This window comes from Martinezella tropici (assembly GCF_008370325.1).
Classification (GTDB): Bacteria; Pseudomonadota; Alphaproteobacteria; order Rhizobiales; family Rhizobiaceae; genus Rhizobium; species Rhizobium tropici_B.
This window is the reverse complement of the sequence record NZ_VNIP01000009.1, coordinates 41243-60382: the sequence shown is the minus strand read 5'-3', so window position 1 is coordinate 60382 and position 19140 is coordinate 41243. Positions and strand designations below refer to the sequence as shown.

General features: G+C 61.1%; 20 protein-coding genes. 5 read left to right on the top strand and 15 right to left on the bottom strand.

Translation table 11 applies throughout. The features are described from left to right. Positions 1–28 precede the first annotated feature (28 nt). Entirely contained in the window at positions 29–1042 is a 1014-nt protein-coding gene (locus FP026_RS17120) for a DUF2125 domain-containing protein (RefSeq protein ID WP_149635837.1), read from the bottom strand. Between the two features lie 11 nt (positions 1043–1053). Between FP026_RS17120 and FP026_RS17115 the strand changes: the two genes are divergently transcribed. Continuing rightward, positions 1054–1626 (top strand): gamma-glutamylcyclotransferase, encoded by a 573-nt coding sequence (locus FP026_RS17115; protein WP_149635836.1) that lies wholly within the window; start codon positions 1054–1056, stop codon positions 1624–1626. Positions 1627–1760: 134 nt separating this feature from the next. Here the strand turns inward: FP026_RS17115 and FP026_RS17110 are convergent, their stop codons facing one another. The 4 genes from FP026_RS17110 to ftsE all read right to left on the bottom strand — a co-directional run bounded on the left by FP026_RS17110 (position 1761) and on the right by ftsE (position 5153). Beyond that, entirely contained in the window at positions 1761–2564 is an 804-nt protein-coding gene (locus FP026_RS17110; RefSeq protein ID WP_149635835.1) for a lysophospholipid acyltransferase family protein, read from the bottom strand. 99 nt (positions 2565–2663) lie between these two features. Further along, positions 2664–3386: a YdcF family protein gene (locus FP026_RS17105; protein WP_149635834.1), complete on the bottom strand. Its 723-nt coding sequence runs from the start codon at positions 3384–3386 to the stop codon at positions 2664–2666. A 68-nt stretch (positions 3387–3454) separates the two neighbouring features. Continuing rightward, on the bottom strand, positions 3455–4501 hold the full coding sequence (locus FP026_RS17100; RefSeq protein ID WP_188112608.1) for a cell division protein FtsX: 1047 nt from the start codon (positions 4499–4501) through the stop codon (positions 3455–3457). Further along, a complete protein-coding gene (gene ftsE / locus FP026_RS17095) occupies positions 4494–5153 on the bottom strand; it encodes a cell division ATP-binding protein FtsE (RefSeq protein WP_015341323.1) in 660 nt (219 codons plus the stop codon). The genes FP026_RS17100 and ftsE overlap by 8 nt, the downstream gene beginning before the upstream one ends. Positions 5154–5363: 210 nt before the next feature. Here ftsE and FP026_RS17090 point away from each other — a divergent pair, with 210 nt between their 5' ends. From FP026_RS17090 to FP026_RS17080, 3 genes are all read left to right on the top strand, one after another. Continuing rightward, positions 5364–6029 (top strand): hypothetical protein, encoded by a 666-nt coding sequence (locus FP026_RS17090; protein WP_149635833.1) that lies wholly within the window; start codon positions 5364–5366, stop codon positions 6027–6029. An 86-nt stretch (positions 6030–6115) separates the two neighbouring features. Beyond that, entirely contained in the window at positions 6116–6664 is a 549-nt protein-coding gene (gene hpt, locus FP026_RS17085; RefSeq protein WP_112341294.1) for a hypoxanthine phosphoribosyltransferase, read from the top strand. A gap of 160 nt (positions 6665–6824) precedes the next feature. After that, on the top strand, positions 6825–7184 hold the full coding sequence (locus FP026_RS17080; RefSeq protein ID WP_069612925.1) for a response regulator: 360 nt from the start codon (positions 6825–6827) through the stop codon (positions 7182–7184). Positions 7185–7260: 76 nt separating this feature from the next. Here FP026_RS17080 and FP026_RS17075 read toward each other — a convergent pair whose 3' ends face one another. The 4 genes from FP026_RS17075 to argH all read right to left on the bottom strand — a co-directional run bounded on the left by FP026_RS17075 (position 7261) and on the right by argH (position 13381). Then, entirely contained in the window at positions 7261–10044 is a 2784-nt protein-coding gene (locus FP026_RS17075; protein ID WP_149635832.1) for a TIGR02302 family protein, read from the bottom strand. 357 nt (positions 10045–10401) lie between these two features. Next, positions 10402–11673, bottom strand: a complete 1272-nt coding sequence (lysA, locus tag FP026_RS17070) for a diaminopimelate decarboxylase (protein ID WP_149635831.1) — start codon at positions 11671–11673, stop codon at positions 10402–10404. Positions 11674–11686: 13 nt separating this feature from the next. Further along, complete coding sequence (lptM, locus tag FP026_RS17065) at positions 11687–11881, bottom strand: LPS translocon maturation chaperone LptM (RefSeq protein ID WP_149635830.1); 195 nt, start codon at positions 11879–11881, stop codon at positions 11687–11689. 99 nt (positions 11882–11980) lie between these two features. Beyond that, positions 11981–13381, bottom strand: a complete 1401-nt coding sequence (gene argH / locus FP026_RS17060; RefSeq protein WP_149635829.1) for an argininosuccinate lyase — start codon at positions 13379–13381, stop codon at positions 11981–11983. A gap of 23 nt (positions 13382–13404) precedes the next feature. Between argH and tlpA the strand changes: the two genes are divergently transcribed. Continuing rightward, a complete protein-coding gene (gene tlpA / locus FP026_RS17055; protein WP_149635828.1) occupies positions 13405–14070 on the top strand; it encodes a thiol:disulfide interchange protein TlpA in 666 nt (221 codons plus the stop codon). A 244-nt stretch (positions 14071–14314) separates the two neighbouring features. Here the strand turns inward: tlpA and FP026_RS17050 are convergent, their stop codons facing one another. The 6 genes from FP026_RS17050 to FP026_RS17025 form a co-directional block, all read right to left on the bottom strand. Then, entirely contained in the window at positions 14315–15193 is an 879-nt protein-coding gene (locus tag FP026_RS17050; protein WP_149635827.1) for a 3-hydroxybutyryl-CoA dehydrogenase, read from the bottom strand. A 148-nt stretch (positions 15194–15341) separates the two neighbouring features. Beyond that, positions 15342–16271 (bottom strand): electron transfer flavoprotein subunit alpha/FixB family protein, encoded by a 930-nt coding sequence (locus FP026_RS17045; RefSeq protein WP_149635826.1) that lies wholly within the window; start codon positions 16269–16271, stop codon positions 15342–15344. Between the two features lie 27 nt (positions 16272–16298). Then, positions 16299–17048 (bottom strand): electron transfer flavoprotein subunit beta/FixA family protein, encoded by a 750-nt coding sequence (locus FP026_RS17040; protein WP_149635825.1) that lies wholly within the window; start codon positions 17046–17048, stop codon positions 16299–16301. Positions 17049–17246: 198 nt separating this feature from the next. Then, positions 17247–17825, bottom strand: a complete 579-nt coding sequence (locus FP026_RS17035) for a cob(I)yrinic acid a,c-diamide adenosyltransferase (RefSeq protein WP_149635824.1) — start codon at positions 17823–17825, stop codon at positions 17247–17249. A 104-nt stretch (positions 17826–17929) separates the two neighbouring features. Then, entirely contained in the window at positions 17930–18133 is a 204-nt protein-coding gene (locus tag FP026_RS17030; RefSeq protein WP_149635823.1) for a twin transmembrane helix small protein, read from the bottom strand. A gap of 119 nt (positions 18134–18252) precedes the next feature. After that, the gene (locus tag FP026_RS17025; protein ID WP_149635822.1) at positions 18253–19086 is read right to left on the bottom strand and encodes an SDR family oxidoreductase; all 834 of its coding nucleotides are present in this window, start codon (positions 19084–19086) and stop codon (positions 18253–18255) included. Positions 19087–19140: the final 54 nt, after the last annotated feature.

Sequence of the window (19140 nt, the reverse complement as noted above, 5' to 3'; positions counted from 1 at the left end):
TCTTCCCTTGATGAGAAGGTTTCAGGCTTCAGATTGGCGGGATCTTGCCGAGCGGGATGAAGCCGCTGAGCGAGAGGCGGCCGCGATCGGCGGTGAGATCGACGGAGACCTTGTCGGCGCCGTTGGCAAGGGCCTTCAGCATCTTCGTGGCCGTCTTGATGATGTTCTTGGCGGCGGGGAGCGTCGTGGTCAGGCTATCGCCCCAGGGGCCGATCTGATTGATCTCCAGCTTGAACTGACCGGACAGGAAGCCTTCATCGTCGAAATTGAAGGGGCCGGAAAGCGTCATGATACGGCCGTCGCCGATATCGATGACGGCCTGATGCAGCACGCCCGCGCTGCCGCGAAGCCCCTCGCGGTCGCTGCCGTCAAGCAGGCCGGCTTTACCTGATAGCGTCACCTTGGCGCTGGTCGATGCGGTCGGCAAGGTCTGCGGAAAGTCCTTGATGACGGCATTGGCGTTTTCGACGCCGATGGCGAAATCCAGGTCGCTGCCGTTCTGGCTGGCATGCATCTCGGTATGGGCGGCGGTGACATTGACGCTCTGGCCGGTGACGGCGGAGACGATGCCCGCCTTCAGTCCATTGATAACGGTCTGAGTCTGCGCAACGCCGCGGCCTTTGGCGACGAGATTCGATTGCAGATCGGTCCATTCCGCCGATACGGTCAGGCCCCCGGTGGTGCGCAATTCGGCGGGAGATTTCAGGCTCCAGCTCACATGGTTGGGCTGAAAGACTGGAGCCGAGGCACTGAGCCTGTCGAAATTGGTGGAGACGCCCCGCGTCTGGTTATCGACCGTTACCGTGTCGCAGGTCAGACCAATGGAGAAGGGGAAGCCGTTGAAGGCCATGTTCTCGCATTTGCCGGCAACGCCGGCGCTGTTCTGCTGGCCAAGCGCCTTCAGGACATTGGTCCTGACGAAACTGGTCGCGTAATACCATCCGCCGGTGTAGAGGCCGGCCAGGACCACCACCAGCCCCAGCAGGACGAGCCACAGACGCTTGCCTCGACCGGTCGTTACGCTCTGGCTTGACGCTGCCATGTTGTTCTCCAATGGTTGTACTGAAGCTTCACAGTGATTTGGCGTTGGATATGGACGAATTTTGGGTGTTTGGCTACGGATCCCTCATGTGGAATCCGGGCTTTGCTTATGACGAACGGGCCGAGGCCCTTATTTTCGGTTACCGTCGCTCACTCTGCGTCCGTTCCTGGGTCCATCGCGGCACAGAGGCGAGCCCTGGCCTGGTCCTCGGCCTCGATCGTGGTGGTTCCTGCCGCGGCATGGCCTTCCGTGTCCCGGCCTCCGATTGGGACGAGGTACTGGCCTACTTGCGCGAGCGTGAACTCGTCACCAACGTCTATCTCGAAAAGACGCTGCCGATCCGGCTCGCCGACGGACGGCGCGTCATCGCCGTCACCTATGTCGTCGACCGCGCGCACAGGCAATATGCCGGCGCGTTGGATGCGGTCGAGGCGGCCCATGTGGTGGAAGCCGCCAACGGGCGCTCCGGGCCGAACGATGCCTATGTCTTCAATACGCTGACGCATCTGCGTGACATGGGCATCCGCGATCACTGGCTTGAACAGGTCGTCGGTGAAGTGGAGCGGATGCGAAAAGCTTCCTAGAGCAACTCCAGGAAAAGTGCGTAGCGGTTTTCCGTCCGGAATTGCGTAACAACAAAAGGATAGAGCGTTTTCGCGATTCGGAGAAAAGCGGAAAGGCTCTAGCCATTCCCTGCCATGCGGGCCGTCGCAGGAGCTCAAACCGCTGCGGTCACCGGCTTCGCCTTACCGAGGTCCGCCAGGCGCTGGGCTGCGGTTGGCGGAATGGGCAAATGCGGGTTTTCGGCGATCGTTTCGACCAGCAGTTCGTCGCTCGCCTTTTCAGTTTCTTCGATCAAACGCGCGAAGAAGGCATCCGGATCCAATCCGGGCTCGATCGGCGGCAGGATGCGTACCTTGAAGTGGCCCGGATACTTGCGGAAGGTCCGGCGCGGCCAGAACAGGCCGGGATGCATGGCAACGGCGACGACGGGTATTCCAAGGTCGCGATACATGCGGGCGATGCCATATTTGTAGACGGGTTCGGCGCCCGGCGGGCGGCGGGTTCCCTCGGGGTAGATGATGAGCTGGCGGCCGGTGGCGAGCTCTTCCCGCGTGCGCTTCAAGACGTCGAACATCACCTTGCCGCGCGCGCTGCGGTCCACCGGGATCATGCGCTGCTTCTTCGCATACCAGCCGAAGAGCGGAATCCACATCAGCTCGCGTTTCAGGATATAGACCGGGTCTTCGAGATAGGGCAGCAGCGCGAAGGTATCCCAGAAGGACTGGTGTTTGGGGGCGAAGATGTAGCTGCCCTTCGGAATGTTCTCCAGGCCCTCGATCTCGAAGGTGGTGCCGACGATCTTTTCCATCAGCCATGTGCTCGATTGCGCCCACGCCTTGGGAATTGCGTAGGCCGCCTTGCGCGGCATCAGGAAATAGATCGGCGTCAGCACGATCATGCGTATGATCAGATTGGCATAGAAGACGGTATTGAACAGTACCGAACGCAAGATAATCATTGAGGCTTTCCCAGCGCACCGGCTTGGCACCGGCATTCGAAGGTCTGCCTACACGATTACGGCGTCAATAAAAAGTCGGTGCGTGGTTTCACTTCGACCTTAGTCATCGTCATCGCTCGGCTGCCGCGAGCGCAAGCCGAGCGGTCGCCCGAGGCCGGTCAGATTGCGGGCGCCCGCGAGCAGCACCTTGGCATATTCGGAGATCATTGTGCGCAATGCATTCGGATCCGTGAGCCAGTTCTTGGTCTTGAGATCGGAGTTGACGACCGGATAGGCGATGAAATCGGTCGACGGATCGACATATTTCAGTTCCGCGAGGCTGCGGGGCATGTGGTAATTGTTCGTCACCACCAGAACGCTCTTATAACCCCTGGCATGGATCCATTTTGCCGCTTCGCGCGCATTGCCGATGGTATCGAGGGCATCATAGCCGATGTCGACGCAGCAGTTGAACAGATTGACGGAGCTCTGCGTCAGCTTGCGGATCTGCGACGGCGTCGTGGTCGGGTGCGCGCCAGATATTAGCAGGCGGTTGCCTGCACCGCTGCGCAGCAACTCGACCGCCTGATCGATCCGCTGATAGCCGCCGGTCAGCACGACGATGGCATCGGCCTTCGGGTCCGGCGGTGGCTTCAGAGTGGTGATCGAATCGGCGAAATGCAGGAAGCCGCCGAAAACGATGGCAACGAGGAAAATGAAGGCGAACCCGCCCCAGCGCAGGAGACGGCGAAACAAACTGCGCCGCACGGCCCTACCGCTGCGGGATTGCTCCTGCAACGGCTGCGAACTCACGGTCTTGCGAGTCGTCAGATCCATGCTCATGATTCGGTACTATACGCCAATTGCGGCAAGGAACGGGCTGGCGGACGGTAAAAAAACATCGCAAAGCGTCAATTCTGGACACTATCCGTCCTGCCGGGATCGGAACGGATCAGATCGATTTCGTAGATCGTGCGCATGACGGTGAAACGCGCGGTCAGCGTTGTCAGCAAGGCGATGATGATCATGGTGGCGAGGATGCCGATATAGCCAAGCGCACCGACGGAGAATGTTCCGAACAGCGCGGTTGCCTGATCGGTCTGCGGTGTGGCGATCGTACGGCTCTGCAGAAGACCGGCGGTCGCGAAGAACAGGGCGGCGAGCGCGCTGCCGGCCGCAGACCCTTTCAGGCTGATCTTCAGGAAATGCTTCTGGAATTCGTTGGCGACGAAGGTGCTTTCGGCGCCGACGAAATGCAGCACTTCGACGATGTGGCGATTGCCTGACAGCGCGCCGCGCGTGGCGAAAACCACCGTCAGCACCATGGCGGTGAAGACCAGCAGCAGCACGCCGGTGCCGATGAGGACCGTCGTATGTGCCATGGAGACGAGCCGGTCGACCCAGGTGCGATGATCATCCAGTGACGCCTGCGGGATCTGCGCCTTGAGCAGGCTGCGCATCGCCTCGAAATCCGGCGGATGGGTCTCGTCGATGGTGATGATGACGAGGCGCGGCACCGGCAGTTCCTTGATGTCGAGACCGGCGCCGAGCCACGGCTCGAGCAGGCGCGCCGTCGCCGCCTCGTCGACGATCTGGCCGGACTTGGTGCCGACGAAGCTCAGCGCGATATCGCGGGCGCTTGCCAGCGTCTTTTCCATGTCGAGATTGTCGTCCGGCTTGATCTGTATGGTGATCTCACGGGAAATCTGGCTCTCCCAGCTTGCCGCCGTCGAGCGCACCATGCTGACGGCGCCGAGCGTCAGGCAGGCGAGAAAGGCCATGATGGCGATGACGACGATCAGCGCATTGCCCTGAATATTGGAGGACGGCACGATCGGCCCGGTCGGGCGCACGCGCATCTCCGGGCGCTTGCGTTCCGCAGGCGGTGTACCTGGCGCTTGCCGTGTTTGCGCAGTGCTAGTGCCTTGAGCTTTTCTGCGAGGGGCGGGCTCAGTCATAGATATCGAGATGCCCCCCCGATAGAATCATGCGCCTGGCCTCGATCTGGTCCATCAGGGCGAGATCGTGCGTGGCAATGACGACGGCGGTGCCGAGGCGGTTGAGTTCCAGAAAGAGATTGAGCAGGCGGCGCGCCATCGGCGGGTCGACATTGCCCGTGGGTTCGTCGGCGAGCAGGATTTCCGGGCGATCGATGAGGGCGCGCGCGATCGCCGCGCGCTGCTTCTCACCGCCCGACAGCACCGGCGGCAGCACATTGATACGTTCGCCCAGGCCCACCCATTTCAGCAGTTCCAATACGTCGGTGCGATAGGAGCTTTCATCCTTGCCGCGCACGCGCAGGGGCAGGGCGACGTTTTCGTAGGTGGTGAGATGTTCCAGCAGCCGGAAATCCTGAAAGACGATGCCGACGCGACGGCGCAGCAGCGGCAATTCATTGCGCGGGATCGAGGAAATCTCCCGGTCGAACATGCGGATCAAGCCACGCGTTGGCTGCAGCGACATGAAGAGCAGCCGCAGCAGGGTCGTCTTGCCGGCGCCGGAAGGGCCGGTCAGGAATTGGAACGATTTCCTCGGTATGTCGAAGCTCAGGTCACGGAGGATTTCCGGACCCATGCCGTAGCGCAAACCGACGTTCTCAAAGTGAATCAACGGGCAGTCCAGTCTTCCGCAGGGTTCAATCAGGCGACTTGTTAACCAACGGCGTTAACAGCCGGTAAACTTTTCTGGAAAGGCGCCCTATTCATGGCGATCTTTGCGAAGCATTAACCATTAAAATTTACGACTGGGCAGGATTCGTTTCAATGCCCAGATTGGCAATGGGCGTCGAAACCATGTGGATCACCGCAAAGGGAGGTCATCATGGGCGCTTTTCGCCACCGTCAACAGCAGGCGGGGATGGTTTATGACCTCATTCCGCCCGAACGCGGATCGGGATCCGGCCAAGCGCATCGCTTCATGCCGAAACCCGATATCGTCGATGCCGAATTCGTGACCGTCTCCGGCGCGCGCGGCAGAACCGCGTCGGGTATCAACATGCGCTATGGCGGTCACCCGCAATCGCGGCCGAAGCCAGCGACGCGCAAGAATGCTCTTGCGCGCATCCTATCTGTCCTGCGCGGTGCGGAAGAAATCCTGCAGCAGGCATCGCGGCGCAGTTTCGTGGCGCTGATCGTCTCTCTCGCCATATTGATCTTCGGCCTTTCAGGCGGTTTTTCGGGTCTGTCCGGCGCGCCCGCCGAGGAAGCTGCCGAACCGCTTCAATTCTCGCATGTGACGTTGACGCCGCGTGACGAGAACGGACTGCAGGTGCTGAAATTGAACGCCATCATCGAAAATGCCAGCGGCGCCACGCTTTCGGTTCCCCAGGTGCGGGCCGATCTTTTCGCCGGCAATCAGCTGGTCAGAAGCATCGTCGTGGATACGCCGATCGATCGTCTCGGACCGCATGAAAGCCGCGGATTTTCGACGCGATTGCAGCATCCCGGTGGAAAAACGCCGGATGTTCGGCTTTCCTTCATGCCTTAGGGGGTGTGTCTGGCCTGCTGAGTGTGCTACGGGCTAAGGCTCGATCGGCGGCCAAGGGCCGCCGCAGCCATGGAGCATGCCAAGCAATGCCTGTCGTACGCGGGAAGAATATCGAGCCGCTTTTCACTGCCGAGCAGATTGCCGAGCGCAATCATGCCATGGCGAAGGAAATCGCCAGCGGGCCGACGAAAGATCTCCTCGTCATTGCCATCCTCAAGGGCTCGTTCATCTTCGCGGCGGACCTGCTGCGCGCACTGCACGACACGGGACTGGCACCCGAAGTGGAATTCATCACCCTTTCGAGCTACGGCGCCGGCACGGTTTCCCAGGGCGTGCGCATCGTCAAGGATATCGACAGCGACGTTAAGGATCGTGACGTCCTGCTGATCGACGATATCCTGGAATCGGGCCGCACCCTGCGTTTTGCCAAGGAGCTGCTTTACGAGCGCGGCGCCCGCAATGTCACGCTGGCCGTTCTGCTCGACAAGAGCGTCAAGCGTCAGGAAGAGCTGGAGGCTGATTATGTCGGCTTCGAGTGCCCCGATTATTTCGTCGTGGGCTATGGCATGGATGTCGCCTACGCTTTCCGCGAACTGCCCTTCGTCGGCGTCGTCACGGGCGACGCCGAGGCCTGATCCTAAGTTAATGCAGGCGGCGTGCCCGCCTGTCCCATTCTGCTCCAGCGATGACGAACCATTAACCACGGAGCCTGATCGCCTGTCCGTCGTTTACCTATCGCAAACGGAATTCTGGTGATTTCGTTCGCGGAACATGACGGACCACGGAGCATAGACCATGGCAAAAATTCTGATCACGGAAGACGAAGACTCGCTTCGCACCTTCGTCGCTCGCGCCTTGCGCTTGGACGGTCACGAGACCGAAGAGGCGGCCGATGGCGCGGAAGGTCTGGAGAAACTGAAGCAGGGCGGCTACGACCTCTTGCTGTCGGATATCCGCATGCCCGTGATGGACGGCATCGAGCTCGCGCATCAGGCACATTCGACCTGCCCGGGCATGAAGATCCTGCTGATGACCGGCTATGCCGAGCAGCGCGAGCGCGCCGACGACCTCATGGAAAAGATCGTCGACGTCGTCGCCAAGCCCTTCGCACTGCCCGATATCCGCAAGGCCGTCGCCCGCGCACTGGCCGCCTGAAGGCTGTCGCCGGTCAGCACAAAGGGTTTGTGCTGGCTCTTTCTCCCGGCCACTTGCGGACGGGTCCGAGATGGCTCTATTGACCCAGATTCAGCAAACGCTCCAGATAGCGGCGTTCTTCGCCCAAGGACGGATTGTTGCTCAGACGTTCGCGAATGGCATCGAGAATTTCGCGGGCACGTTGGGCATCGATGATCTTCGGCACCATGTTTTCATTTGCGCTATCCATAAAGCCACCGCCGTCGCGTGATCGACCAAGTGGGTCGCGGCCGTTCTGATTGCCCTGCCCCATTTGTCCGGGCATTTGCCCCTGACCCTGGCCTTGCCCCTGCTGCTGCATCTGCGCCATGAGTTGGTTCATCATTTCGCGCGTGCCTTTGCGCAGGGCATCCAGCGCCTGTCCTTGGTTCTGCACGGCGCCTTCGCCATTGCCCTCAGAGAGCCGGCCTGATGCGCCCTTCATCTCCTGCTGCGCCTTGCCGTAATTCTGGTTCGGTTTCATGCCCAGCGAGCCCAGGTCTTTCTGCAGCTCGCCGAGCTGTTTGCCGAGATCGTCCTGCTGTTTGCGCAACTCTTTAAGGGCGTCGCGCAGCTGATCGGCTGTCATGTTGTCGGCCGGGTCGTTGCTCTTCTGACCTTGCTGATTTTGGCCCTGCTGATTCTGGCCTTGCTGCCGATCCTGTTGTCCCTGATTTCGCTGCCCCATATCCGGGCGCATCCGATCGTTGAGGCCGGGCATCGGCTGATCCATCAAGCCGTCGCCATCCTCGTTGGGATCGCCGCGCTGCATGCGGTCGCGCATGGCCTGATCGAATTTGAAGGTCTGATCCATCAGCTTCTGCTGATCGCGCATGATGCGGCCGAGCTTGTCCATCTGCTCACGCATCTTGTCGTTGGCTTCGCCTTGCTGTTGCTGCTGTCCGCGCTGCGGCCGACCGGCCTGGAGGCTGTTCATCAGCTGCTGCAGCTCTGAGAGCATCTGCTGCGCGGCCTGGCGATTGCCGGAGCGAGCCAGATTCTCGATCTGATCCATCATGCGCTGAAGGTCCTGCTGGCGCAGGATATTGGCGGCGCGCTGGTTGGGCTGAGCCGGCATGTTGCGCATACGCTCGGCCAGCTCCTTCATATAGGCGTCCATCGCCTTGCGCAGCTCATCGGTCAGCTTCTTGATCTCGGCGTCGGAGGCATTGCGCTGCAGGGCATCGGAAAGCTTCTGCTGGGCATCCTTCAGGGCCTTTTCCGCATCGGTCAGCTGCGCGTCTTCCATGCCGAGTGCGATCTGCCAGAGATAATCGGCAGTATCCTTCAGCGAGGCCTCGTTGCTCGCGAGCTTCATGCGCGTCAAAGCGGATTTGACCACGAGATAATTGCCGAGATCGGGAATCGTCTCTTCCGGCCGGATGGTCAGCGACTTGTTGAGCTCGATCGCCTCCGGCATCTTGCGGGTATCGAGCGCGAAGACCTGGCGCTCCTCGGCCACGGCCGCGGCAAGCGGCTGGCTGAAATTGCGCGATGGCAGCACCATCTCGTAGGGTGAGCTGCGGCCGGTCTGGCCAGCTCCGTCCTTGGCAACCAAAGTAATGCGGACGCGTTTGCCGGCGAGTGGATCCTGCGTCAGATCATGACTTGCCAGAGCCTTGCCGTTGCGACGGTCGCGGCGCGGCATCTCAAGCTTGTATTCGGGCAGGCCGTAAAGAGGGGTTGCCGCGGAATCGGATTCGACCGGTACGATCTCCGCATGCGCTTCCTCGACGCCGTAATCGTCCGTGACCCTGAAGCCGAGCTCCAATGCGCCGTTGGCCGTTGCGTGCGGGATGCCGTCAAAGGTAATTTCCGGTGGCTTGTCGACCACGACGTTGAAGGACCAGGACTTGCCGTTTACGGTCAGCTCGCCGTCCTTTTCAAGCTTGAGGACGTGGGTGCGGGCAATCATTCCATCCGCACCGGGCGCGTTGGCCGGAGCGGGGATACTGGCATTGCTGTTTGCCGCAGGCTGCGCCGCCGGGATTGCTGCCGGTTTGGCGCCCGCCGGGACTTGCTTGCCGGCATCGGCGGCCTGTTCGGGAATTTCGGTACCCTTGTCGCTGCCGACTGCCTGGAACAGCACCTTTTCATCCCCCGACGCGCCCGTGACACGCACCGTGAGTTCGGAGAATTGCGGCACGTTGAGGTTATTGCCGGCGTTGGCGACATTACCGGTCAGATAAACAGGCGCTTCGCCGGTATAATAGGGCGGTGTAACCCAGGCATCGACGCGAAGATCCGGATTGCTCGATGTGGAAGGAGACACCGTGAAGGCGTCGCTGAGTGAGCCGCCGCTATTGGACATGGAAAAGCTGAAGGCCGTCACCAGCAGCAATGCCGGGATGGCGCGCAATGCAAAGCGGTCGTAGCGGGCGATATCCGGTCGCGGCAGGCCGGCATCCAATGCGGCGATGCGCTCGGCCATGCGGGTCTGGTGCTCGCGCCAGAGAGCGCGGGCAAAGGGCGTGTCGAGCGCCGGCTCGTCCTCCTGCACCGTGACGGGCTGGTGGACGAGGCCATTTCTCTCTTCCAGCAGGCGGTCGGCTTCGGTGGTATTCGGCCAACGCAGGCGCCGCAGCGGATAGAGCGAGATGACGAAACCGACGGCGAAGACGGCAAGCATCAGGAAGCGGAGACTATCCGGCGCAATGCGGAAAATGCCGAACCAGGCGACAGACAGGAACAGCGCCAGAATGGATGCCGGCAGCAGGAGCCGCGGCAGCAGCTGCTCCGAGACCAGCACGATCCGAGCAAAGAGACGCTTGACCGCAACCATGCGCGCCAGCGCCGGACGGGTGGCGAAAGCGCCCTTTTTGGAGTTGCTGGGACTGGTCATCGGTCCGGTCTTCTCCCGATCTGACGTTGATGGCCGGAGCACGATGCCGAAAAGTGTAAGGGGATTTCGGACGACATCATGCTCTACTTCTTTGATGCTAGAGCGGATTCAGATTTTAGGTCGATTCGATTTAAAATCATCCGGCTCTGGTAGCCCTTTGGCGCTGGCGCGGCGTCCCACACGCCCGCGCGCGGCGCCCGGCGAGACGCCAATCAACCAAAGATAACATTCTTTGTGGCGAAGACGAGGGCAATGGGCGCGAAAGGCTGTTTTTTCATCGGACTTCGCCGAAACGTGATCGATCGGGCAGGACGGGTATTTTGGCTGCCCTGCCCGAAATTCACGAATCGAAACCGATTATCCCTCGAGCCAAGCCGGGATCGAATCCAGGCCGATTAGCTCCTCATGGGTCCCGCGCGGGCGGATGACATGGAATTCATCGCCCTTGACCAGTACCTCCGGAACCAGGAGCCGGCTGTTGTAGGTGCCAGCCTGCACGGCGCCATAGGCGCCGGCGGAGCCGACGGCGAGAAGATCGCCGGGCTTGGGAAGCGCCATGTCGCGGTCAAGGGCCAGATAATCGCCCGTCTCGCAGACCGGGCCGACGACATCGGCCTTGATGCGCGTGATATCGGCGGCGGCGATCGAAACCGGCCGGATCTCGTGATAGGCCTCGTAGAGCGTCGGGCGGATCAGATCGTTCATCGCGCCGTCGACAATGACGAAGCTCTTGCTGCCGCCATCCTTCACATAGATGACCTCTGTTACCAGGATGCCGGCATTGCCGACGATCAGGCGGCCTGGCTCGGTGACGATCCTGCAGTTGAGGCCGCGCAGCTGGTTCTTGACGATCTCAGCATAGGCGTCGGGCAGGGGCGGAGGATTGTTATCGTCGCGGTAGGGGATGCCGAGACCGCCGCCGATGTCGACGTGGTGGATATCGTGACCGTCGCCACGCAGGGTCTCCACGAGATCGCGCAGCAGCTTGAAGGCATCGTCGAAAGGCTGCAGCTCGGTGATCTGGCTGCCGATATGCATGTCGATACCGGTGACCTTGATGCCCGGCAGACCGGCGGCGCGGCCATAGACGACACGAGCGCGCTCCCAGGAAATGCCGAACTTGTTTTCCTTCTTGCCCGTCGAAATCTTCGCATGCGTGCGAGCATCGACATCCGGGTTGATGCGGAAGGAGACGGGCGCCACCTTGCCGGCGCGAACGGCACGCTGGTTCAGCACTTCCAGTTCCGGCTCGGATTCGACATTGAAGCAGTAGATGCCGGCTTCGAGCGCGACATCCATTTCCTGCGCCGTCTTGCCGACGCCGGAAAACATGATGCGGCTTGCCGGAATGCCTGCTGCCAGCGCGCGGCGCAACTCGCCGACGGAGACGACGTCGACGCCGGCACCCAGCCGGCCGAGCGTCTTCAGCACCGCCTGGTTGGAATTGGCCTTCACGGCATAGCATACCATGGCATCGACATCGCCGAAGGCTTCCGCGAAGACGCGATAATGGCGCTCCAGGGTTGCCGTCGAATAGACGTAGAAGGGAGTGCCGACCGCCTTGGCGATCTCGGGAACCGGCACATCCTCGGCGTAGAGGATGCCGTCGCGATACTGAAAATGGTTCACGGTCGCTGCCTAATCAGAGAAGCGGATCGAGGAGGAACTTCTTGTCTTCGGCGCCCGGCTCCTTCGTCGGCTTGGAGACGTCGCCGCCCTTGGTCGCGTGCGCACTCGGCGGATCGAGAGGGCCTTTGCGGCCACATCCGACCACGGCAAGGCCGACGACCGAAAGCACGACGGTCAGGCGGATGATGTGCGGCATGTTGATCTGCATCGAAATCCTCTTGGGCGGCAAACGCGGAAGTCACTCTTCTTAGCGAAGTTTCCGGGCCTTGTGCACCCTGATTGTTGATTGTGATTTTCGCCGATTTTCTCAGTTGCGGGCGCGCCAGAAGGCGATCTGCTTGCGCACTTCCGAGGGCGCCGTGCCGCCAAAACTTTTGCGGCTGGCGACCGAGGCCTCGACCGTCAGAACGTCGAAGATCTTGTCGGTGATATCGGGGTGGATTGCCTGCAGGTCTGCGAGCGACAGCTCCGCCAGCTCGCAGGATTTGCTTTCGGCAAGCGCCACGGCGCGCCCCGTCACATGATGGGCGTCGCGGAAGGGCAGGCCGGCTTCGCGCACCAGCCAGTCGGCAAGGTCGGTGGCGGTGGAATAGCCGGAGCCGGCGGCGGCCTTCATGCGGGCGGTGTTGATCGTCACGTCGCGCATCATGCCGGTCATGGCGGCAATCGCCAGTTCCAGGCTTTCGGCGGCGTCGAACACCTGTTCCTTGTCTTCCTGCATGTCCTTGGAATAGGCGAGCGGCAGGCCCTTCATGATCGTCAGCAGCGCCACCAGCGAGCCGTTGATGCGGCCGGTTTTGGCGCGCACGAGCTCTGCCGCATCCGGGTTCTTCTTCTGTGGCATGATGGAGGAACCGGTGGAGAAGGCGTCGGACAGGCGCACGAAGCCGAATTGCGGCGTCGACCAGATGACGATCTCCTCGGCAAGCCGCGACAGGTGCATGCCGGCGATGGCGGCGATCGACAGGAATTCGAGGGCGAAATCGCGGTCGGAGACGGTGTCGATCGAATTACGGGTCGGCTCGCGGAAGCCGAGCGCCTTGGCCGTCATGTGACGGTCGATCGGGAAGCCGGTGCCGGCAAGGGCGGCGGCGCCGATCGGCGATTCATCCATGTGCTCGATGGCGTGGCGCACGCGCGAGCGGTCGCGGCCGAACATTTCGACATAGGCCATGCAATGATGGCCGAAGGTGACGGGCTGCGCCGTCTGCAGATGCGTGAAGCCAGGCATGACGCTGTCGGCATGTTCCTCGGCACGGTCGAGGAAGGCAGAAATGAGCTCGGTCAGCGCCTGCTCGCATTTCTGCAGCTCTTCCTTCACCCAGAGGCGGAAATCGAGCGCCACCTGGTCGTTGCGCGATCGGGCCGTATGCAGACGTCCGGCAGCCGGACCGATCAGGGTCGCAAGCCGCGCCTCGATGTTCATGTGGATGTCTTCGAGGCGGCGGGAGAACTCGAAATTGCCGCTTTCGATCTCTGACAGGATCGTGTTCAGGCCGTGAACGATCTTGTCTTTATCCTCGGCTGAAATGATGCCTTGATGGGCGAGCATGCCGGCATGCGCGATTGAGCCGCGGATATCCTGGGCAAACAGCTTCTTGTCGAAATCGATCGAGGCATTTATCTCCTCCATGATCGCCGCGGGGCCGGAGGCGAAACGCCCGCCCCACATCTGGTTGGAGGATTTGGTGTCCGTGCCGTCAGTCATGAGATGCCCACCTGGAGAATGTAATGACAGCAAAGAAGCCGTTTGGTCTGCCGTCCATGAAACTCGTTCTGCTCGCCGCCGTCGCTGGGGTCATTGCCGGTGCGGCAGCGGTATACGTGAAGGAGGCGGGGTATGGCAATGGTATTGGTGAAACGGCCTCGGCCGATCAATGCGGGTCGGCAAGGGATCGTGCTGCTGCCCTGACGCCCTTCACCAAGGGTCAGGTCGCCGCCATGAGCGTGCCGCCGGCACCGATCTCGCTGAAGGATATCTCCTTCAAGGGTGCCGAAGGGCAACCGCTGTCGATCAACAGTTTCGCCGGCAAGACCGTGCTCTTGAACATCTGGGCGACCTGGTGCGTGCCGTGCCGCGAGGAAATGCCGGCACTCAACGCGCTCGAGAAAAGCGTCGGCAACGACAAGTTCGAGGTGGTCGCCATCAACATCGACACGGGCGACGAGGAGAAGACGAAGGCTTTCCGTACCGAATACGCGATCGACAAGCTCGGCTACTACCGCGACAACACCATGGGCGTGTTCAACGTGCTGAAGAAGCAGGGCCTGGCCTTCGGCCTGCCGGTGACGCTGCTCATCGACGACAAGGGCTGTCTGCTGTCAGCCATGAACGGTCCGGCGGCCTGGGACAGCGAGGATGCGAAGAAGCTGGTGAAGGCGGCGGCGGGGATTTAGGCGGTTTGGGTGTTCTTCACCCGCCCTCGCCCTTCGAGGGTCGCCCTTCGATAAGCTTAGGGCTCCCACCTTTGGGTGAGGGCTAATCTATTGCGTTCGCTAACTTTTCACTATTTTCAAATGTGCTTGGTTGGTTAAGCACGGGTTTTGTTCCGCCCTCATGGCGAGGTGCCGTGGCGCCAAAGCGCAGCTGCGGCGGCAGGGTCTCGAACCAAGAGGGTCGGCCCGGAGACCCCGAATGCGATTACCGCGTCGGAATCGGCACTTCGCCGCGGTAGTCATAGAAGCCGCGGCCGGATTTGCGGCCGAGCCAGCCGGCTTCGACATATTTTACCAAGAGCGGGCAGGGACGATACTTGGAGTCGGCGAGCCCGTCGTGCAGCACCTGCATGATCGACAGGCAGGTGTCGAGGCCGATGAAATCGGCAAGCTGCAGCGGGCCCATCGGGTGATTGGCGCCGAGCCGCATGGCGGTGTCGATGGCATCGACGGTGCCTACGCCTTCATAGAGCGTATAGATCGCCTCGTTGATCATCGGCAGCAGGATGCGGTTGACGATGAAGGCGGGGAAGTCCTCGGCGACGGTGATCGTCTTTTCCAGCGAGGTGACATAATCCTTGGCGGTGGAGAAGGTCGATTCATCGGTGGCGATGCCGCGCACCAGCTCCACCAGCTTCATCACCGGAACCGGGTTCATGAAGTGGATGCCCATGAAGCGCTCGGGACGGTCGGTGGCGGAAGCAAGGCGGGTGATCGACAGCGACGAGGTGTTGGTGGCCAGCAGCGCCTCCGGCTTCAGCACCGGACACACCTGCGCATAGATCTTGCGCTTGACGCTTTCGTCTTCGGTCGCCGCCTCGATGGCGAGATCGACCTGGGCGAGATCGTTGAGATCGGCAGAGCCGGAGATGCGCGAAAGAGCAGCCTTGCGTTCCTCGTCGGTCGTCTTGCCTGACGCGACCTGGCGGGCGAGGTTGCCGTTGATGGTGGCAAGTCCGCTTTCGATGCGATCCTGCGCCAGATCGTAAATATGGACCTTGTAGCCGGCCATGGCGGATACATGGGCGATGCCGCAGCCCATCTGGCCGGCGCCGATAATACCGATCGTCTTCAGCGAACTCATTGCCAACTCCCCGGCGGCGCGCTCTTGGCGGTGCGCTATGCTCTTACCCACAAATTTGCCGGGCCATTTCTAGCCCGGCAAAGATTGATAGACCTATAAGAGACGATTTTCCAGTCTCTCGCAACTGCGAGAAAGTCAATCGGCGCGATCACAGCGCCTTTTGCAATTCCGGCAGCGCTTCGAAGAGGTCTGCGACGAGGCCATAGTCGGCGATCTGGAAGATCGGGGCTTCCTCGTCCTTGTTGATGGCGACGATGACCTTGCTGTCCTTCATGCCGGCCAGGTGCTGGATGGCGCCGGAGATGCCGCAGGCGATATAGAGCTGCGGCGCCACCACCTTGCCGGTCTGCCCTACCTGCCAGTCGTTCGGCGCATAGCCGGCATCGACGGCCGCACGCGAGGCACCGACGGCCGCACCGAGCTTGTCGGCAACCGGAAGGATGACCTCGCGGAACTTCTCCGCCGAGCCGAGTGCACGGCCACCCGAGATGATGATCTTGGCGGAGGTCAGCTCCGGACGATCTGAAGAGGACAGCGCATCGCCGACGAAGGTGGAGAGCGCCGGATCGGCAGCAGCCGACACTGTCTCGATCGCAGCCGAACCGCCTTCGGAGGCGGAAGCAAACGAGGCCGTGCGCACGGTGATGACCTTCTTGGCATCGCTCGACTGCACCGTCTGGATGGCATTGCCGGCATAGATCGGACGCTTGAAGGTGTCGGCAGACACGACTTCGATGATTTCCGAAACCTGGGCGACATCGAGCAGGGCGGCGACGCGCGGCAGCACGTTCTTGCCGACCGACGTGGCAGCCCCGATGATCGTGTCGTAGGAACCGGAAAGCGATACGATCAGCGCTGCCAGCGGTTCGGCGAGATTGTTGGCAAGGCTTGCATCCTCTGAAACCAGGACCTTGGAAACACCGGCAAGCTTTGCCGCCTGCTCGGCCGCAGCCTTGGCACCAGCGCCCGCAACAAGCACATGCACATCGCCGCCGATCTTGGTGGCAGCCGTCAGCGCCTTGGCGGTCAGGTCGGAGAGGTGGGTATTGTCGTGATCAGCCAGAAGAAGAATGGCCATGATGTCTAACTCCTCGTTCGGACTGGATTACAGGACGCCGGCTTCGGTCTTAAGCTTCTCGACCAGCTCGGCAACCGAAGCCACCTTGACGCCCGCCTTGCGGCCGCTAGGCTCTTCAGTCTTCAAGACCTTCAGGCGCGGCTCGGTCGACACGCCGAAATCGGCAGGCGACTTCTTGTCGAGCGGCTTCTTCTTCGCCTTCATGATGTTCGGCAGCGAGGCATAGCGCGGCTCGTTCAAGCGCAGATCGGTGGTGACCACCGCCGGCAATTTGACCTCGATCGTCTGCAGGCCGCCATCGACTTCGCGGGTGACCTGAGCTTTTCCCTCGCCAATCTCGATCTTCGAGGCGAAGGTCGCCTGGGCCGTGCCCAGAAGCGCCGCCAGCATCTGGCCGGTCTGGTTCGAGTCGTCATCGATCGCCTGCTTGCCGACGATGATGAGGCCCGGCTGTTCGGCATCAGCGACACCTTTCAGGATCTTGGCGACGGCGAGCGGCTCGACGGCGTCATCTGTCTCGACCAGGATGGCGCGATCCGCACCCATGGCAAGCGCCGTCCTCAGCGTCTCCTCGGCCTTGGCCGGGCCGATCGACACGACCACCACTTCCTCGGCCTTGCCGGCTTCCTTCAGGCGCAGTGCCTCTTCGACCGAGATCTCGTCGAACGGGTTCATCGACATCTTCACGTTCGAGAGCTCGACACCGGAACCATCCGGCTTCACGCGGATCTTGACGTTATAGTCAACGACCCGCTTAACGGGAACGAGAATCTTCATGGAATCCTTCCTTCAACATGACCGCCCGAGAACATGCGCTGTTTAGCGCCATTCCGTTTGTCGAATGGCGACATGGATACGCGTTTTTCCCCCAATTACAACGCTTCCAGGCCGCCCGAGAGACGAAATGCTTGAAAGGCATAAATAACGTTTACGTCAACGTCAATATACAGCGTCTCGCCTGAATGATTTGTGCCGCTACCGATTCTTGCCGGGAACCCAGAGCACGTCGGCGCGGCCGCGATCATTGGCATGCCGCGCTGCGACAAAGAGAAAATCGGAAAGGCGGTTGATATATTTCAGCGCCGTCGGGCTGACGCGTTCGCCTTGCCCACGCGATAGCGCCACCATGAGCCGCTCCGCGCGCCGGGCAATGGTGCGGGCAAGGTGCAGATGGGCGGAAGCCGGGCTGCCGGCCGGCAGAACGAAGGACCTCAGCGGCTCGAGATCGGCGTTGAGCAAATCGATATCACGCTCGATGCGTTCGACCTGATGGTCGATAATGCGCAGCGGCTCATAGGCCGGCGGTTCGTCCGGTTCAGGTGTGGAAAGATCGGCGCCGAGATCGAAGAGATCATTCTGGATACGCATCAGCATGGCGTCGAGATCGGGCAGCTCAATAGTATGCAGCCGGGCAACGCCGATGGCCGAATTGGTTTCGTCGACGGTGCCGTAGCTTTCGACGCGCAGGTCATGCTTCAGCCGCCTCGGGCCGGCGACGAGGCCCGTGGTGCCGTCATCGCCGGTCTTGGTGTAGATCTTGTTGAGCTTGACCATCGTGTTCCCGTGGTTAGAGCCTTTTCGGACGACATCCGGCTCTATTTCTTTGATTCTAGAGCGGATTCAGATTTTAGGTCGATTCGACCTAACATCATCCGGCTCTAGGCGGGGCGGCCGCCGCCCGTCAGCCAGAGCGTCAGCATGATCAGAATGATCGCGACTGCCTGCAGCAGGATACGCAATTGCATCAGCCGGTTCGAAAGGTTCGGATTGTCGCCCTTCATCATGTTCCACAGACCGCGAACGAGAACGATCGCGACAAGTCCCATGACAATGATGGCGGCGGTATAGGTAAAGGTCGACATGGCTCCTCCATCCTCGTCTTCAAAGCGGTTCAACCTTTGACGAATTTGCGAGCCGCTTTATCCCGTTGCTTTTCGCAATCCCGGCGGAAAAACGCTGCGCACTTTTCCTGAGGATTGCTCTAGTCCAGCCGGCGCATCAGACGATAGAAAAGGTTAGCCGGCAATAGCCTTTTCAAGAGGACGCCCTGCTTGGCGGGCGTCGTTACCAGATAATGTGGGCGCGGGCTCCTCACATTCAAAGCCAATTTTAGCACATCATAGACCGCTTCTGGACCCAATTTATGCTTGTTGATCGGGCCGGAGCCGTCCAGTCGCCTGAGTTGCCTGCGGTATTCCACCGCATGCGCCGATCCCTCGAGGTCGATATGTTCGCGGATCTTGGCGAGCGCATTGGCGGTAAAGCGCGTCGCGATCGGGCCAGGCTCGATGAGGCTGACATGGATGCCGCTGCCCTGCAGTTCCATCCTGAGCGTGATCGTCAGCCCTTCGAGCGCGAATTTGGAGGCGGTGTAGGCGCCGCGGAAGCGGTAGGGGACCAACCCGAGAATGGACGAGCAATTGACGATGCGGCCGTGACCCTGGCGGCGCATCAGCGGCAGGATTTGGCGCGTCAGCTCATGCCAGCCGAAGAAATTCGTCTCGAACTGTTCGCGCAGCACATCGGTCGTAAGGTCCTCGACGGCGCCAGACTGGCCATAGGCGCCATTGTTGAACAGGGCGTCGATGCGATCGCCCGTTCGCTCCCTAACCGTTGCAACCGCAGCGGAAATCGTCTCCGGGCGGGTGTAATCGAGGAGAAGCGCTTCGATGCCGTCGGACGCGAGCGGGGCGAGATCGGCTTCGTTGCGCACGGTCGCGAAAACGCGCCATCCGTCGTCGCGCAACGCCCTGGCGCAATAAGCGCCGATCCCGGAGGAGCAACCAGTCAGCAGGATAATGCGTTGTTCCGTCATGGGAAGATGTTTCCTGTACAAACCGGAACTCGTTTCCCATATTCAGGAACCCGA

Excerpts from the sequence above, each read along its gene's own strand:
- FP026_RS17120 (WP_149635837.1), bottom strand. The coding sequence starts at position 1,042 with ATGGCAGCGTCAAGCCAGAGCGTAACGACCGGTCGAGGCAAGCGTCTG.
- FP026_RS17115 (WP_149635836.1), top strand. The coding sequence starts at position 1,054 with ATGGTTGTACTGAAGCTTCACAGTGATTTGGCGTTGGATATGGACGAA.
- FP026_RS17110 (WP_149635835.1), bottom strand. The coding sequence starts at position 2,564 with ATGATTATCTTGCGTTCGGTACTGTTCAATACCGTCTTCTATGCCAAT.
- FP026_RS17105 (WP_149635834.1), bottom strand. The coding sequence starts at position 3,386 with ATGAGCATGGATCTGACGACTCGCAAGACCGTGAGTTCGCAGCCGTTG.
- FP026_RS17100 (WP_188112608.1), bottom strand. The coding sequence starts at position 4,501 with ATGACTGAGCCCGCCCCTCGCAGAAAAGCTCAAGGCACTAGCACTGCG.
- FP026_RS17090 (WP_149635833.1), top strand. The coding sequence starts at position 5,364 with ATGGGCGCTTTTCGCCACCGTCAACAGCAGGCGGGGATGGTTTATGAC.
- hpt (WP_112341294.1), top strand. The coding sequence starts at position 6,116 with ATGCCTGTCGTACGCGGGAAGAATATCGAGCCGCTTTTCACTGCCGAG.
- FP026_RS17080 (WP_069612925.1), top strand. The coding sequence starts at position 6,825 with ATGGCAAAAATTCTGATCACGGAAGACGAAGACTCGCTTCGCACCTTC.
- FP026_RS17075 (WP_149635832.1), bottom strand. The coding sequence starts at position 10,044 with ATGACCAGTCCCAGCAACTCCAAAAAGGGCGCTTTCGCCACCCGTCCG.
- lptM (WP_149635830.1), bottom strand. The coding sequence starts at position 11,881 with ATGCAGATCAACATGCCGCACATCATCCGCCTGACCGTCGTGCTTTCG.
- argH (WP_149635829.1), bottom strand. The coding sequence starts at position 13,381 with ATGACTGACGGCACGGACACCAAATCCTCCAACCAGATGTGGGGCGGG.
- tlpA (WP_149635828.1), top strand. The coding sequence starts at position 13,405 with ATGACAGCAAAGAAGCCGTTTGGTCTGCCGTCCATGAAACTCGTTCTG.
- FP026_RS17050 (WP_149635827.1), bottom strand. The coding sequence starts at position 15,193 with ATGAGTTCGCTGAAGACGATCGGTATTATCGGCGCCGGCCAGATGGGC.
- FP026_RS17045 (WP_149635826.1), bottom strand. The coding sequence starts at position 16,271 with ATGGCCATTCTTCTTCTGGCTGATCACGACAATACCCACCTCTCCGAC.
- FP026_RS17040 (WP_149635825.1), bottom strand. The coding sequence starts at position 17,048 with ATGAAGATTCTCGTTCCCGTTAAGCGGGTCGTTGACTATAACGTCAAG.
- FP026_RS17035 (WP_149635824.1), bottom strand. The coding sequence starts at position 17,825 with ATGGTCAAGCTCAACAAGATCTACACCAAGACCGGCGATGACGGCACC.
- FP026_RS17030 (WP_149635823.1), bottom strand. The coding sequence starts at position 18,133 with ATGTCGACCTTTACCTATACCGCCGCCATCATTGTCATGGGACTTGTC.
- FP026_RS17025 (WP_149635822.1), bottom strand. The coding sequence starts at position 19,086 with ATGACGGAACAACGCATTATCCTGCTGACTGGTTGCTCCTCCGGGATC.